Source organism: Thiopseudomonas alkaliphila (assembly GCF_001267175.1).
Lineage (GTDB): Bacteria > Pseudomonadota > Gammaproteobacteria > Pseudomonadales > Pseudomonadaceae > Oblitimonas > Oblitimonas alkaliphila.
The window spans coordinates 2275596-2291515 of the sequence record NZ_CP012358.1 but is presented as its reverse complement, the minus strand read 5'-3'; the positions used below and the strand labels follow the sequence as shown (position 1 = coordinate 2291515).

The following is a 15920-nucleotide window of genomic DNA, read 5'->3' as shown; positions in this document are numbered from 1 at the left end:
TTAAGCTTGCTTGGGTGGCAACCAGTAAATCTCAGCTTCCAGCTCACTCACGGCCTGCTGGTAGTCTTGCTTGGTACCAAAGCCTTGCTTAACGATCTCCATGGGCGTACCCAGCTGATCCAGTGGCTGTACTTTCAACACGTTAAGGCTTTCGATTTCTTCCACGCCCGCGTCAGCGTACTTATCCAGCAAGGCATTGAGCACGGTCTGGGCCGTCTCTGAATACTTGGTAAAGTAATTACGCTTTTTAACTTGATTGGCACGTTCACGGCGAGTCAAAGCGGGCTGATCATAAACCACATGACAGATCAGGTCGAAAGGATCCATATCCTGACCCACTTCGTCCTGCAGCGCCTCCCAGATAATGCCTGCATTGGCCAGCTCATCGATAATCGTTTGTTTGCGGTCCGCTTCATGCCAACGCTTAGTAAAGTCATCCAAACTAGCAAACTGCTTGGTGAAGGTTTTACGGGTGTAATCCTGGAATGATTCAGTCACCAATTTGCCGTCTGCATCATAATACTGCACACGCTGCGCCACTATTTGCACAGGCACACCTTTGACGTAGTATTTTTTAGCGGACTCACCGCCCTCGCCGGTTTCAAAGGGACCGCTCTCTCCCTCTCCTGCTGGCTTAACGTAGTCGCCACTGTCTTCAGCTTGTTGCTCACCGCCAGTGGTATCCAGCTCTTCATCCTTCTCACCGTTGATGAGTTCTTCGAGCTCATCACCACCTTCGTTTATTTGTCCTGACTTTACCGTCATGATTCGCTCTGGAATCCCATCGAAACGCTCATCGGCAAAGAGCTCAGTGGCTTTTTTAAAGTCGAGAATAGTAAACCAGAGCTTGCCGTACTTATCGTTGATACGTGTACCACGGCCGATGATCTGCTTGAACTTGGTCATCGACTTGATGTTTTGGTCTAGCACAATCAACTTGCAGGTTTGCGCATCGACACCGGTGGTCATCAACTCAGAGGTGGTGGCAATTACTGGGTAGGCACGCTTAGGATTAATAAAGTTATCCAACTGCGCTTTGCCGAGCTCATCATCACCGGTGATTTTCATCACATATTTGTCGTTTTTCTGCACTTGCTCGGGATTGCAGTTAATCAGAGCACGGCGCATACGCTCAGCATGATCAATGTCATTACAGAATACGATGGTCTTAGCCATAGGATCGGTGCGCTGCAGGTAACTGGTAATGATTTTTGCTACCAGCTCGGTGCGCTCATCAATTACTAGAGTGCGGTCAAAGTCTTTTTGGTTGTAGATACGGTCATCGATCAGCTCGCCATGCTTATCAGTCTGCCCTTTGGTCGGACGCCAGCCTTGCAGGTCAATATCCAAGTCCACACGCACCACTTTGTAAGGTGCTAAAAAGCCATCCTCAATACCTTGCTTTAAGGTGTAAGTATAAATTGGATCGCCAAAGTAATCCGAATTGGACACATCTTCGGTTTCTTTCGGCGTGGCGGTTAAGCCCACTTGGGTGGCACTACTGAAGTATTCCAAAATCTCACGCCAAGAGCTGTTTTCTGCGGCACTGCCACGGTGACACTCATCAATCACAATCAAATCAAAGAAGTCAGGCCCAACTTGTTTAAAGGCTTTCTGCGATTCTTCTGGACCGGTTAAGGCTTGGTATAAGCCGAGGTGAATTTCAAAGGCTGGATCAACTTTACGGCCTTCGATCTTGGTCATCGCTGTGCCAAACGGCTGGAAGTCATTAATACGAGTTTGATCAACCAAAATGTTGCGGTCGGCTAAAAACAAAATGCGCTTTTTATTTCGCGCTTTCCACAAGCGCCAGATGATTTGAAACGCCGTGTAGGTTTTGCCTGTACCAGTAGCCATCACTAACAGAATGCGATCTTGGCCGCTCGATATGGCTTCAATGGTTTTATTAATGGCTTGCAGCTGATAGTAACGGGGCATTTTACCGCTGCCATCATCGTGATAATCCTGAGTGATGATGGGCAGCTGTGCCTGCGTATAGCCTTTCCACTGGCAGTACTTACCCCATAGATAAGCGGGTGATGGAAAGTCCGCTAGAGCAATCTCAGTTTCGATGTGCAGGGTATTGGTTTTGTCATGAAAAATAAAACCATCGCCATTAGAAGCAAAGACAAAAGGCACTTCAAGCAGCCCAGCATAATCCAACGCCTGCTGCATGCCCTTGCCAACTTCATGCTTATTTGCTTTCGCTTCAATCACGGCAAGCGGTAAATTGGGCTTATGGTAGAGGACAATATCGGCTGATTTAACTGTTTGCCGCGCAGCCATTTGACCGCGCACAATCACCTTACCATCGCGCAGTTTCACTTCTTCACGAATCTGCGTCATATCATCCCAGCCTGATTTTTTAATGGCAGGGAGAATGAATTTACTGATGATGTCAGCTTCGGTGAGTTTGGACTTGTCGATACCTGCCATGGTGCTGGGCTTCCTGTCTAGCGTTGTTAATGAGTGGCACTTTAACATGTAAGAGCCACATTACTATAACAGCTGGCTACTGCACCGATTTGTACAGTAAGAAAGCACTAATCCAAACCAGCTAACTAATATAGTTTGATAACTGACGCTTTATAATGACTACCGGCGCGCCGTGACTGACTACCCAGCTTTAAGGTATCTCGCGCACAAGCTCAACGAGCTGAAAGCTATCCTCAAACAATATAAAACCAATCAAACACGAGCCATATCGATCACAAAAGATTCAAATCAGTCAACAATGAGGCGCAGATGGTCACAAGAATGGTCACAGTAAAAATACGCATAGATAATTTAGGAAAAAGGCAGGGTTTTTGCTAGCCAGAAACGAAAAAACCCGTTAAGTATCAAGTACTTAACGGGTTTTCGTAATCTGGCGCAGTGGACGGGACTCGAACCCGCGACCCCCGGCGTGACAGGCCGGTATTCTAACCAGCTGAACTACCACTGCGCTGGGTCTGCAAGACTAATCCTGCAGTACGGCGCGTATACTAGTGTTTACTAACGAACCTGTCAAGCGCTTTATTAACAAACACTTAAAGAGTCGGCAATTCGCTTAGTTTTCTGGACTAAGTGCGCGGTAAGGTCACTCCAGTTTGACCTTGGTATTTGCCGCCACGGTCTTTATAAGAAACCTCGCACTCCTCATCTGACTCTAAAAACAGCATCTGTGCCACCCCTTCATTCGCGTAAATTTTTGCTGGCAAAGTGGTGGTATTAGAAAACTCTAGAGTCACGTGGCCTTCCCACTCAGGCTCCAAAGGCGTGACGTTAACAATAATCCCACAGCGAGCATAGGTACTTTTACCTAAGCAAATGGTTAACACATTACGCGGAATACGAAAGTACTCAACGGTGCGGGCCAAGGCAAAGGAGTTCGGTGGGATAATGCACACCGGACCTTTTACATCGACAAAACTGCGCTCATCAAAATTTTTCGGGTCAACCGTAGCCGAATGAATATTGGTAAACACTTTAAACTCATCGGCACAGCGTACATCGTAGCCGTAACTAGATACGCCATAGGAAATAATCCGCTCAGCGCCCTGATGCCGTACCTGCCCTTGAACAAAAGGCTCGATCATCTGCTGCTCTTGGGCCATGCGGGTAATCCATTTATCTGACTTAATGCTCATGAATGCTCTGCCTTGATGAAGATTGAAAAAGTTAATACTGATTCTAACAAACTAAACTTAATCAAAGGTACCTGTTACTGGCAGCTCACCCCTAAATACACTAGAGAAGCCTAAGGATAACCCGCACTAACTAAGCCTTAGGCTTCATATCTAGGTTTCTTTAAAAGTTTATGAAAGCAGTGAAAAATAATCAAAAAGTATGAAAAAGCGCATTTAATCGAAAATAAGAGTGGCACAACTGCGAAAAACAGGTAGAGTAGGCACCACTGCTGCTGCATGTGTAACGTGAATCAAAAATGCTTAGATATAAAACTAACCATTGCAACGACTCTTGTAACTCCTTGCGCTCAGTAACTTTAGGGCAAGAGCCCAAGCTTAAATTTACTTGTAACAAGGAGACATAAGATGTCTAACCGTCAAACTGGCGTTGTAAAATGGTTTAACGATGAGAAAGGTTTCGGCTTTATCACTCCAGAAAGTGGTGAAGATTTATTCGTTCACTTCCGCGCTATTCAAGCGGATGGTTTCAAAACTCTGAAAGAAGGCCAACAGGTTTCTTTCGTTGCAGCGCGCGGCCAAAAAGGCATGCAAGCTGAAGAAGTACAAGTTATCGCTTAATTCGATAGCTGTGAAAAAACCCGCTTTTTAGCGGGTTTTTTCTTGCCTAAAATTTGCTTAAGCAATAGTAATTTCGGGAAACTTAATCTCTTTACGCGCCACTTCTGCGCCAACTCGGCGTGCTAATTGCTGATAAATCATGGCGATTTGGCTTTCGCTATCAGCGCCAGCAATCGGTTGCCCTGCATCGCCTTGCAAACGAATCGCTGCAGATAAAGGTAACGAGGCCAGCAATTCAACGTTATACCCTTCGGCCAGCTTAACTCCGCCCCCCTCGCCAAATAAATGCTCAATATGCCCACAGTTAGAGCACACATGCATGGCCATATTTTCTACCACACCCAGTACTGGAATATTGACCTTAGCAAACATTTCAATCCCTTTACGGGCATCAATTAAGGCAATATCTTGCGGCGTAGTGACAATCACTGCACCGGCTACTGGCACCTGTTGCGCTAAGGTCAACTGAATATCTCCGGTACCCGGTGGCATATCCACCACTAAATAATCCAGCTCACCCCACGCTGTTTGAGTAATTAGCTGCAGTAATGCGCCTGAGGCCATTGGCCCTCGCCATACCATAGGCGTGTCATCGGTAGTTAAAAATGCCATCGACATAACTTTTACGCCATGGGCGGTAATGGGCACAAAAAACTTCTGCTCAATGGTTTCTGGTCGAGTATTGGGCTTTACCCCAAACATTAAACCTAAGCTTGGCCCATAAATATCGGCATCTAAGATACCAACCTTAGCCCCTTCACGGGCTAAAGCTAACGCCAAGTTAGCTGCAGTCGTTGATTTCCCCACACCACCTTTACCAGAAGCCACAGCAATAATATTTTTTACCGAAGCTAACGCAGGATTTTCTTTCGCCGCCTGAAAACGTGGAATCACTGAGTTGACGCTAACCTCTGCCTGCTCCACACCATCAACTGCCTCTAAACTCATTTGCAGCATTTGCGCCCAACCGGGACGAAACAAATCAGCCGCGTAGTTAAGCTCAATCTCAACGTTTACCCTTGCTCCCTGGAGCTCAATTTGCTTAACACTGCCGCTAGTGATTGGATCTAGCCCGGTATTAGGGTCAGTCAGCTGACTAAGCGCTTGCTCGATCTGTTCACGCGTAATACTCATAAGCACCTCTCATTGGTAAAATACACTGGCTCTATGGTAACGCAAATAACCCAGTAAGCTGCCTGCTATTGTACAAACTTGATTAGCTGTTAAGTCTGGCATTTAAGCCAAGCCTCTCACGGCAGGGTGCTCGACAAAGATGCAAAAACCACCGGTTAACTATATAGTGACTCGTTTCCATTCACCGTTTTTATTGAAGATAAGCTATGAGCGAAACTCGCAAAATCCTTGTTACTAGTGCCCTGCCTTACGCCAACGGTTCGATTCACCTCGGTCACATGTTGGAATATATCCAAACTGACATCTGGGTTCGTTTCCAGAAAATGCGTGGTCACGAGTGCATGTATATTTGCGCCGATGACGCCCATGGCTCTGCGATTATGTTGCGGGCAGAAAAAGAAGGCATTACCCCACAACAACTGATCGATGCTATGCATGCCGAGCATGAAGCCGATTTTTCTGACTTTTTAATTAAGTTTGATAATTTCTACACCACTCACAGCCCTGAAAACAAAGAGCTGTCCGAGCTCATTTACGGCAAGCTAAAAGCCAATGGCCATATTGCCAGCCGTAATGTCACCCAGTATTTTGATCCCGATAAGGGCATGTTTTTGGCTGACCGCTTTATTAAAGGTACTTGCCCTAAATGTGCGACTCCCGATCAGTACGGGGATAACTGTGAAAAATGTGGCGCCACTTACCACCCCACTGACTTAAAAGATCCGTATTCAGCTATTTCTGGCGCCACCCCGGTACTAAAAGACTCTGAGCACTTTTTCTTTAAGCTGCCTGACTTTGAAGCCATGCTAAAAAGTTGGACCCGCAGTGGCACATTGCAAGACTCAGTAGCTAACAAATTAGCCGAGTGGCTAGATAGTGGCCTACAGGAGTGGGATATTTCTCGCGATGCTCCGTATTTTGGCTTTGAAATTCCAGGTGCGCCAAATAAGTTTTTCTATGTCTGGTTAGATGCCCCCATTGGCTATATGGCCAGCTTTAAAAACCTGTGCGCTCGCACGCCAAGCCTAGACTTTGATAGCTACTGGAATCCAGATTCAACCGCTGAGCTGTACCACTTTATCGGTAAAGACATTGTTAACTTCCACGCTTTATTTTGGCCAGCGATGCTTGAAGGTGCTGGATACCGTAAACCAACCGCAATTAACGTACACGGCTACCTAACCGTGAACGGCGCTAAAATGTCTAAATCCCGCGGTACTTTTATCAAGGCACGCACTTACCTTAAACACTTACAACCTGAGTATTTACGCTACTACTATGCCTCTAAACTAACCCGCGGCGTGGAAGATCTAGACTTAAATCTTGAAGACTTTATTCAAAAAGTTAACTCCGACTTGGTCGGCAAGGTAGTCAATATTGCCAGCCGTTGTGCCGGCTTTATCCACAAAGGCAATCAAGGCGTTCTATCACTTGGCGCCGATCAGCCTGAACTCAGTGCCAATTTTGCCAAAGCAGCTGATTCAGTAGCAGCTTGCTATGAAGCCCGTGATTTTTCTAAAGCCATGCGGGAAATTATGGCACTGGCTGACCAGGCCAACGCCTATATTGCAGACAAAGCACCTTGGGCACTTAATAAGCAAGAAGGCAAACAGGATGAAGTGCAGGCGATTTGCTCACTGGGAATTAACCTATTCCGCCAGCTGATTATTCTGCTAAAACCGGTACTGCCGCAATTGGCCAGCGACGCTGAAATTTTCTTAAACGTAGCCCCCTTAAGCTGGAATGATTACTCAACCACCTTGGTTAACCATCAGCTCAATCCATTTAAGCCGCTGTTAACTCGTATGGAACAAAAAGATATTGATGCCTTAATTCAGTCTTCTAAAGAAGACTTACTCGAAACCAGCACCGATATTGATCTACAAGTCGCTGGTAACGGTGAGCTAGAAAAAGAGCCGTTAGCTGCAGAAATCAACTTTGATGCTTTTGCCGCGGTGGACTTGCGAATTGCCCTAATTGAGCGTGCTGATTTTGTCGAAGGCGCTGATAAGCTACTGCAACTGACACTGGATTTAGGCGGCGTTAAGCGCAATGTATTCTCTGGTATCAAAAGTGCCTACCCTGACCCTAAAGCCCTTGAAGGCCGCCTCACGCTGTATGTGGCTAACCTTGCACCACGTAAAATGAAGTTTGGGGTATCGGAAGGTATGGTGTTAGCAGCCGGCCCTGGTGGTAAAGAAATTTACCTACTTAGCCCAGATGCTGGTGCAATTCCTGGTCAACGGGTGATGTAAGCAACAGTCGAACAATCATGGCGCTCTTTTCAGAGCGCCATTTTTTTGAACTCTTAACCACTTTTATGCTCAGAAAATCCCCGCTGGCCACTTGGTTTTACCCTGCATGCACCTTATGCTTAGCCACGTTTTAATGACTCTTAATCAGGGAATGTTATGCCCCAATTGCTTTCTATCTGCTTGAGCCTAGTTCTCAGCTTAACTAGCTTGTCGCTATGCGCGGCAGTTAAAGAATTAGATGCGCAAAGCTATGGCTTTCCGCTGATGAATCCGTTTAGCGCCACCATTGCCGGGACACCGACCCAGCTAATGCCAGAATTGCCTGATTACGTGTCGATTAAGCAAAAAGATTACACCCTCCGCTTGCAGCCTGAACGAGAAAACAAGCTGCCGAAAAACTTTTGGCCTGTGAAGAACTTTACCTATCGACTAGCCAAACAAGACCATCCAGCACCACTGATTTTTGTTATTGCAGGGACCGGGGCACACTTTAGTGCCACCTCCATGGAATATTTAAAAATGCTGTTCTATGGCGCTGGCTTCCATGTGGTACAAATTTCATCACCTACTAGCTATGACTTTATTGCTAGCGCTGCAGAATATGCCACTCCTGGCTTCACCCCTTTAGACGCCAAAGATATTTATCGGGTAATGCAGCATATTCAGTGGCAACAAGAAGATTTACCCGTCACCGACTACTACTTGACCGGCTATAGTCTTGGCGCACTAGAAGCCGCCTTTGTGGATAAATTAGATCAGCGTAAACAATTGTTTAACTTCAAGCGCACTCTGCTGATTAATCCGCCAGTCAACCTGTATGCATCGGTGCATAACCTTGACCGTATGGTTGAGGTGAAGCTAGAGAAAAATGATCAATCCCAAAGCTTTTATGACCTACTGCTAGAAAAGCTGACGCAATTCTTTCAAAACCGTGGCCACTTAGATTTTAGCCAGGCAGTTTTGTATGATTTTCAAAAGTCATCGCAACGCCTCAGCAATGCCGATATGGCAATGCTCATTGGCAGTCAGTTTCGCTTATTTGCCGCCGACATTAGCTTTACTTCAGACCTAATTAATCGCCGCGGCCTTATAACTCCACTGAATGCCCGTATCACCGACAGCACTAGCCTGACCCCCTTTCTTAAGAAAGCGATTGTGTGTAACTTTGAATGTTATTTGCACCAACAGTTACTACCGTTTTGGCAAATTAAACACAATGGCAGCAACCTTGACGACTTAATCGCCCAAGCCAGCTTGCCAGCGCTACAAGATTATTTGGCCAACAGCTCGCATATTGCCGTGATGCACAACGCCAATGACCCCATTTTAACCAAAGGTGATCTAGGCTTTTTACGCCAAACGTTTAACGAACGATTATACCTGTACCCCAATGGCGGGCACCTTGGTAACCTCACCTATAAAGTCAATGCTAACCATATGCTGGAGTTTTTGGGCTATGCCAAGTAATCATTCACTTACCCTAGCCTTCTCACTCAGCCTAGCGCTTAGCTGCGGTGTTAACCTAAGTTATGCCCAGCCTTTACAAGTTGATGAAGATGGTTTTATTGATCCCCTGCAGCATCTAACCTTTAATAACAGCACCGAGCAAGATGAGTTCGAACGCTCAACCTTTGCTGCACTGGAGTATGTCTCAGACCCTCTGGAGGGGATTAACCGGAGAATTTACCACTTTAACTATCGTTTTGATCAGTGGGTCTATTTGCCAATTATGAAGGGTTACGTGTTTATTACCCCTAAACCGGTACGCTCAGGGGTGAGTAATTTCTTTAGTAACTTGGGTGAGATTCCCACCTTAGTCAACAGTTTGCTGCAGTTCAAAGGCAAGCGAGCCATGAACTCTACCGCACGCTTTTTATTTAATACCACCTTTGGGATTGGCGGCTTATGGGATCCTGCGAGCAAAATGGGACTGCCAAAACAAAAAGAAGACTTTGGCCAAACCCTTGGCTTTTATGGCGTACCCCATGGCCCTTATTTAATGTTGCCATTTTTAGGCCCTTCTAACCTGCGTGATACCACTGGGTTAGTCTCTGACTATAGCCTTGAAAACTATGTCAATGCGCTCAATGTCGCCAAAGAATCCAAGCGACACCCAGAAATTTATGTTTTAGAAGGCGTGGACAAACGCTACACCACCAATATGCGCTACGGTCAGCTCAACTCACCCTTTGAGTACGAGCAAATTCGCTATGTATACACCAAAGCCCGTGAGCTGCAAATTGCCGAGTAGCACGCTTTAGCAATACAAAAAAGCCTTAATCGTCTGCTGCTGTGCTTGGGCATCGGCATAGCCCAATGCCATCAGCTGACGACAATATTCAGCTTCAAACAATAGATAACTTAAAATCCCTCCGCCTCCGGCCTGGCTGGCCCCTGTTCCACTTAAGAATGGACGCAAAGCTGCCGGCAAATGTCGACGATATTGAATTGCGATCGCATCTAGGTTTTGACTGGGACTAATCACACACACATCAACCGGCTGCGCCGCCAATTCCCAGCCCGGTGCTTGCTGTTGTGCAACCTTTGAGCTTGAAAACAACTGTGCAAACTGATTAACCCGTAACAAACTCTCTAAATCATTTTCCAGATTGTCAGTAAAGGTGCTGTTAAGTAGCTGGCCGGCTACCTGGGCTAACGACGGTGGTTTGGTTAGCTGATCACTCAGTTCTTCAGGATTTCCCACCCCAATGACTAACACCCGATTGGCCCCTAAATGTAATGCAGGACTTATCGGCGCTACTTGACGCAGTGCACCATCGCCATAATGATCACCGGCTAAGGCCACCGGGGCAAAAAATAAAGGAATGGCAGTGCTGGCCATTAAGTGCTGATAAGTAAGCGACTGCGGAGTACCAATACGTCGATGGCGCTGCCAGCTTTTACTGATCTGCTGGCTCTGATAGAAAGTCACCGATTGCCCAGCGCCATACGCAAAGGCAGTTACGCCAACCGCTAACAATGCCTTAGATGTTAGCGCTCCTTCAATTTTTGATAAATCTAACTGCTGCTGCAGAAAATCCATTAACGGACGATTATCCAGTAGTGCCATGCCACAACGCTGATCACCACGTCCCAACAGGTGTTGCCAGATAAAGCTTGTTGCCTGTGACAACACCCCAAGCCAGTCGGTACGATAAATCTGCTGCGAAGCCAGTTGCTGCCAAACCTCGCTCAACTTGGCCACGCCTTGACTAAAGTGCTGAGCATTACAAGCCAGTCCTAAGGCATTAATCGCTCCGGCTGAGGTACCTAAAATCACTGGGAAAGGATTCTGCTCAGGTTGCCTTAACCACTGCGCAATCGCCTGCAACACGCCAACTTGATAAGCCGCTCGAGCACCCCCACCCGAGAGAATTAGCGCAGTGACCCCTTGTTTGGTGTGTAAGGTACTTCCTGTACAGTTCATCACAGCCTCCTTAGCGTTTACATCAGCTAAATTAATACAGCTTGGCTTCTCCCGCTGGGCGTGTTTTAAAGCGGCGGTGAGCCCATAAATACTGCTCAGGATGCTCTTTAATCACTGACTCTACCCACTGGTTAATCCGCAGACAATCAGCGTAATCATCAGCTCCTGGAAAGTCTGTTAGCGGTGGCTCTATCGTTATACTGTAGCCATGCTCAGTACGTGCCTGACGCATAGGAATGACGATGGCTTTGCCTAACTTAGCAAACTTGCTGGTAGCCGTCACAGTCGCTGCGGGAATACCAAATAACGGCACAAACAGACTTTGTTTACGGCCATAATCTTGATCCGGTGCATACCAGATCGCACGACCTTTACGTAACACTTTGAGCATACCGCGCACATCATCACGCTCAATTGCGGTGGCATCAGCATTATGTCGCTCGCGCCCCTGACGCTGCACATAATCAAACAGCGGATTCTTATGCTGTCGATACATGCCATCAATAGTATGCAACTGTCCCAGTAACGCGGCACCTATTTCTAAACTGGTGCGATGCGCAGCCATTAAAATTACCCCTTGCTGATTAGCTGCCGCTTGCTGTAAATGTTCTAGCCCTTGCACCGTCAATAACTTAGCCAAACGGGGTTTTGGCCACCACCAACTCATGGCCATTTCAAATAAGGCCATACCCATTTCGCTAAAGTTTTGCCGCACTAAGCGCTGCCGCTCGGCAAAGCTCAACTCCGGAAAGCACAACGCAAGATTGCGCTGAATAATTCGCCGCCGCTTACCTGCTATTAAATACAATACCCAGCCAACCACTTTAGCCAAGTGTCGCAGCAACGCATAAGGCAACTGCACCGTCAGCCAGAGCAAACCTAACCCTAACCACAGCAACCAATACTTGGGGTGCAAAAATGCCCGCTGAAACCTTAAGGTTTCCATATTTTTCACTCTCTCTTTAATCTCTATCGACGCTAAATCTTACTGTTACTTGCAACCAATGCTGCATTTTAGCCTCAATAGTTGACTCGATATTTATCCCGTGGGTGACTGCAATTTGTCACGAAAATACAGTAGCATGTGCCCACTATCTACTAGATGCCCTAGTTTTCTCTCTATCTGTTTGGATCGATATACATCCCATGAGCCCGTCTTCTAGTCATTCAGAGCCTGCCCTATTCCAACTGAAAGGCAGCATGCTTTCTCTTACGGTACTTGAACTAACAGAGTACGATCTCACTAAGCTGGAAACACAACTGGCTGCACATATCAGCCAAGCACCGCAGTTTTTTGTTGATGCCCCCATTGTGCTGAATCTAAACCTGTTGGAAAACCTCGCCACCGACTTTAGGCTGCAAAACCTGATAACCCTATGCCACAACCATGGCCTGCAAGTTATCGGAGTTAAAGCACAACAACCGCAAATTCAACAACAAGCCAAACAATTGGGTGTGGCTATCATAAATCAACCGGGCGCTGAACACACGACAGAAACCAAAGCCGAACCCCCTGCGCCGATAGCTGAACCAGAGCCTGCAGAAACCAGTGACAACTGTCGTCCAACCAAGCTAATTACCCAGCCAATCCGTAGCGGCCAGCAAATTTACGCTGAAGGCGCGGATCTGATTGTACTGGCGGCAGTCAGTGCTGGAGCCGAAATTTTGGCCGATGGTCATATTCATGTCTATGGCCCTTTACGTGGGCGTGCATTGGCTGGTGTTAAAGGCGATACTCGTAGCATGATTTTCTGCCAACAAATGGCAGCCGAGCTGCTATCAATTGCTGGTCACTACAAAGTAGCAGAAGACCTAAAAAATGATCCGTTATGGGGCGAGTCTTGCAGCATTGCTTTAGCTGAGAATTTGTTGAAAATACAGGCTCTTTAACGCATACTTGCGCGGCTAGTTTGACTTATTTGTTGTTTTCTGTTCTATAACTAGCCTTATTTTGGTGTAGGTGGCTAAAGAGTAAAGCTGGGAACCTATTACAGATTTATTATTCTTAAGTCCTTATTTTTGTTTTTATTTATTTTTTAAAAGGTGACTCGCTTGGGCAAAATTCTCGTTGTGACCTCTGGTAAAGGCGGTGTAGGTAAAACTACTACTAGCGCAGCGATCGGCACAGGCTTGGCGCTTCGCGGACACAAAACCGTTATTGTCGACTTTGATGTGGGTTTACGTAACCTCGACTTAATCATGGGCTGTGAGCGTCGAGTAGTTTACGACTTTATTAACGTGATTAATGGCGACGCGACGCTAAACCAAGCCTTAATCAAAGATAAACGCTTAGAAAATCTTTTTGTGCTAGCAGCCAGCCAAACCCGTGATAAAGATGCGTTAACCGCTGAAGGTGTAGAAAAAGTAATCACTGAGCTCGCCGAGCAATTTGATTATGTCATCTGCGACTCACCCGCTGGGATTGAAAAAGGCGCAGAAATGGCAATGTACCTCGCTGATGAGGCGATTGTAGTCACCAACCCTGAAGTTTCTTCAGTACGTGACTCTGATCGTATGCTTGGTTTGCTCTCAAGCAAATCACGCCGCGCTAAAGAAGGTCTAGAGCCAATTGCCGAGCACTTACTACTCACTCGCTACAGCCCTGAGCGGGTTGCCAGAGGCGAGATGCTGAGTGTAGAAGACGTTGAAGAAATTCTCTCGATCCGCATGATCGGCGTTATTCCTGAGTCACAGGCAGTACTTAAAGCGTCTAACCAAGGGGTGCCGGTTATTCTTGATGAAGACAGTGACGCTGGCCAAGCTTATAGCGATGCCGTTGAGCGTTTACTGGGTAAAGAAGTTCCCCATCGTTTCTTGGAAGTTGAAAAGAAAGGCTTCCTCCAGCGTCTATTTGGAGGTAAAGAGTGAGCATCCTAAATTTCTTTCGTTCCAGAAAAAAGCCTGCTACAGCTAGTATTGCTAAAGAACGCTTACAAATTATCGTTGCCCATGAACGTGGGCAACGTGAACAGCCTGATTATTTGCCAGCATTACGCGATGAGTTGCTGACTGTAATTCGCAAATACGTGCACATCGATGATGATCAAATGAACGTGATTTTAGATACTCAAGAAAATTACTCAGTACTTGAGCTAAACGTTACCTTGCCTGATCGTTAAAAGAGAAGTCCAGTGCTGCTTAGCGGCACTGGTCATGCCGAATGCCGCTCTCTAATCTACCTATTGTTTATCTCGACTCACAGTTGATGGTGGTTAATAAACCCACTTTGCTGCTCTCCGTTCCGGGCCGAGCCGAAGACAATAAAGACAGCGTAATTTTACGCTTACAGCAAAATGGTTACCCCGAAGCCTTAATTGTGCACCGTTTAGACTGGGAAACCACTGGCTTGATGGTGCTCGCTCGCACTCCCGAAGCGCATCGTGCACTGTCACTGCAATTTCAAAACCGACAGACACTAAAACGCTACGAAGCTTTGTGTTGGGGCCAGCCCCAATCGAATGCCGGCAATATTGATCTAGCCATGCGTTATGATCCACCGAATAAACCACGGCAAATTATTGATTTAATATTAGGTAAGCGGGCGCTGACGTTCTGGCGCTGCTTAGAGCAACAACCAACTTTTTGTCGTATGGAACTGATTCCTTACACTGGGCGCTCACACCAATTACGCCTGCATATGCAAGCACTCGGCCACCCGATTTTAGGCGACAAGCTTTATGCCAATCCCGCTGCGATCGCGGCCCATGAACGGCTGTGCTTGCATGCAACCGATCTTGGTTTCACCCATCCTAGTAGCGGCGAACAGCTAAACTTTCACTGCCCTGCACCCTTTTAAACCACAGTAGTTTACGTACCTACCACTGTGTGCAAATTCAAAGCTTTTTTTCGCTAACTCAAGTAGAGTAAATACTCTTTTTATTCTGTGATGACATGCTATGGGCCACCGCACTGACTTAACTCGTTTACGCCAACACCTGCAGCAGCAAATTTTAGGTCAAGAACAGTTAATTGATCGACTGCTGATTGCCTTGTTAGCCGATGGCCATTTACTGGTCGAAGGCGCACCGGGCCTGGCAAAAACTCGCTCAATTAAAGAATTAGCTAAAGGCTTAGCTACCCAGTTTCAAAGAATTCAGTTCACCCCTGATTTATTACCTGCTGATATCACCGGCAGTGATATTTATCGTCCAGAAAACCAAGCCTTTGAGTTTCAACCAGGGCCGGTATTTCATAACCTGATTTTGGCCGATGAAATTAACCGTGCACCAGCTAAAGTACAGTCCGCACTCTTAGAGGCGATGGCCGAACGTCAAGTCAGTATTGGTAACCAAACCTATCCCTTGCCTGAATTATTTTTGGTTATGGCCACCCAAAACCCCTTAGAGCAAGAAGGCACTTACCCTTTACCCGAAGCTCAGCTAGACCGTTTTTTAATGCATGTGCAGCTGGATTTTCCCGATGTCAGCGTCGAGCGAAAAATCTTACAGCAAGCTCGCCAAGAAATTTTAGAGCCCAATCTAACGAGTTTACAGCGCGTAGATGAAGCGGCCGTGTTTGCTGCACGCCAGGAAATTTTGCAATTGCATATGGCCGATGCGGTGGAAGAGTATTTAGTGCAGCTAGTGGTTGCCACTCGCACCCCAGCTAAATTTGATGCGCAATTGGCCAGTTGGATTCGTTATGGTGCCAGCCCCCGCGGCTCCATTGCCCTAGATCGTTGCGCACGGGCCCATGCCTGGTTAGCCGGCCGTGATTTTGTCAGTCCTGATGATATTCAGGCCGTGCTGTTCGACTGCTTAAGGCATCGTATCTTACTGTCCTTTGAAGCTGAGGCGACGGGTATTGAACATGATGCCGTATTACAGCACCTGATTGATATCGTACCGATTATTTAAC

Annotated in this window: 14 protein-coding genes and 1 tRNA gene; 9 read left to right on the top strand and 6 right to left on the bottom strand. The window is 46.7% G+C overall.

The genetic code is table 11. The annotated features are described in order from the left end of the window. The 3 genes from hsdR to dcd all read right to left on the bottom strand — a co-directional run bounded on the left by hsdR (position 1) and on the right by dcd (position 3629). The gene (hsdR, locus tag AKN87_RS11060) at positions 1 to 2427 is read right to left on the bottom strand and encodes an EcoAI/FtnUII family type I restriction enzme subunit R (protein WP_199533084.1); all 2427 of its coding nucleotides are present in this window, start codon (positions 2425 to 2427) and stop codon (positions 1 to 3) included. A gap of 440 nt (positions 2428 to 2867) precedes the next feature. Next, a tRNA-Asp gene (locus AKN87_RS11055) sits at positions 2868 to 2944 on the bottom strand. 118 nt (positions 2945 to 3062) lie between these two features. Further along, positions 3063 to 3629: a dCTP deaminase gene (gene dcd, locus AKN87_RS11050; RefSeq protein ID WP_053101222.1), complete on the bottom strand. Its 567-nt coding sequence runs from the start codon at positions 3627 to 3629 to the stop codon at positions 3063 to 3065. Positions 3630 to 4034: 405 nt separating this feature from the next. Between dcd and AKN87_RS11045 the strand changes: the two genes are divergently transcribed. Continuing rightward, entirely contained in the window at positions 4035 to 4247 is a 213-nt protein-coding gene (locus tag AKN87_RS11045) for a cold-shock protein (RefSeq protein ID WP_053101221.1), read from the top strand. Positions 4248 to 4304: 57 nt separating this feature from the next. On the opposite strand, the gene apbC is transcribed toward AKN87_RS11045, so the two are convergent. Further along, positions 4305 to 5381 carry an iron-sulfur cluster carrier protein ApbC gene (gene apbC / locus AKN87_RS11040; RefSeq protein WP_053103456.1) on the bottom strand — a complete coding sequence of 359 codons (1077 nt, stop codon included), beginning with the start codon at positions 5379 to 5381 and terminating at the stop codon, positions 4305 to 4307. A gap of 206 nt (positions 5382 to 5587) precedes the next feature. Between apbC and metG the strand changes: the two genes are divergently transcribed. From metG to AKN87_RS11025, 3 genes are all read left to right on the top strand, one after another. Next, positions 5588 to 7636 (top strand): methionine--tRNA ligase, encoded by a 2049-nt coding sequence (gene metG, locus AKN87_RS11035; protein WP_053103455.1) that lies wholly within the window; start codon positions 5588 to 5590, stop codon positions 7634 to 7636. 156 nt (positions 7637 to 7792) lie between these two features. Beyond that, positions 7793 to 9103, top strand: coding sequence for a serine/threonine protein kinase (locus AKN87_RS11030; RefSeq protein WP_053103454.1), 1311 nt, complete (start codon positions 7793 to 7795; stop codon positions 9101 to 9103). Continuing rightward, positions 9093 to 9887 (top strand): MlaA family lipoprotein, encoded by a 795-nt coding sequence (locus tag AKN87_RS11025; protein WP_053101213.1) that lies wholly within the window; start codon positions 9093 to 9095, stop codon positions 9885 to 9887. Before AKN87_RS11030 ends, AKN87_RS11025 begins: the two co-directional genes overlap by 11 nt. A 6-nt stretch (positions 9888 to 9893) precedes the next feature. Here AKN87_RS11025 and AKN87_RS11020 read toward each other — a convergent pair whose 3' ends face one another. Together AKN87_RS11020 and AKN87_RS11015 are read right to left on the bottom strand one after the other, a co-directional pair. Continuing rightward, positions 9894 to 11063 (bottom strand): patatin-like phospholipase family protein, encoded by a 1170-nt coding sequence (locus tag AKN87_RS11020; RefSeq protein WP_053103453.1) that lies wholly within the window; start codon positions 11061 to 11063, stop codon positions 9894 to 9896. A gap of 31 nt (positions 11064 to 11094) precedes the next feature. After that, positions 11095 to 12009: a lipid A biosynthesis lauroyl acyltransferase gene (locus AKN87_RS11015; protein ID WP_053103452.1), complete on the bottom strand. Its 915-nt coding sequence runs from the start codon at positions 12007 to 12009 to the stop codon at positions 11095 to 11097. Between the two features lie 200 nt (positions 12010 to 12209). On the opposite strand from AKN87_RS11015, the gene minC reads away from it, so the two are divergent. The 5 genes from minC (at position 12210) to AKN87_RS10990 (ending at position 15919) form a co-directional block, all read left to right on the top strand. Then, positions 12210 to 12953, top strand: coding sequence for a septum site-determining protein MinC (minC, locus tag AKN87_RS11010; protein ID WP_053103451.1), 744 nt, complete (start codon positions 12210 to 12212; stop codon positions 12951 to 12953). A gap of 162 nt (positions 12954 to 13115) precedes the next feature. Next, positions 13116 to 13931, top strand: coding sequence for a septum site-determining protein MinD (gene minD / locus AKN87_RS11005; protein ID WP_053101204.1), 816 nt, complete (start codon positions 13116 to 13118; stop codon positions 13929 to 13931). Next, positions 13928 to 14182 (top strand): cell division topological specificity factor MinE, encoded by a 255-nt coding sequence (minE, locus tag AKN87_RS11000; protein ID WP_053101202.1) that lies wholly within the window; start codon positions 13928 to 13930, stop codon positions 14180 to 14182. Before minD ends, minE begins: the two co-directional genes overlap by 4 nt. Positions 14183 to 14223: 41 nt before the next feature. Then, a complete protein-coding gene (locus AKN87_RS10995; RefSeq protein ID WP_053101201.1) occupies positions 14224 to 14859 on the top strand; it encodes an RluA family pseudouridine synthase in 636 nt (211 codons plus the stop codon). A gap of 100 nt (positions 14860 to 14959) precedes the next feature. Further along, the gene (locus AKN87_RS10990) at positions 14960 to 15919 is read left to right on the top strand and encodes an AAA family ATPase (protein WP_053103450.1); all 960 of its coding nucleotides are present in this window, start codon (positions 14960 to 14962) and stop codon (positions 15917 to 15919) included. The last annotated feature ends 1 nt before the right edge of the window (position 15920 follow it).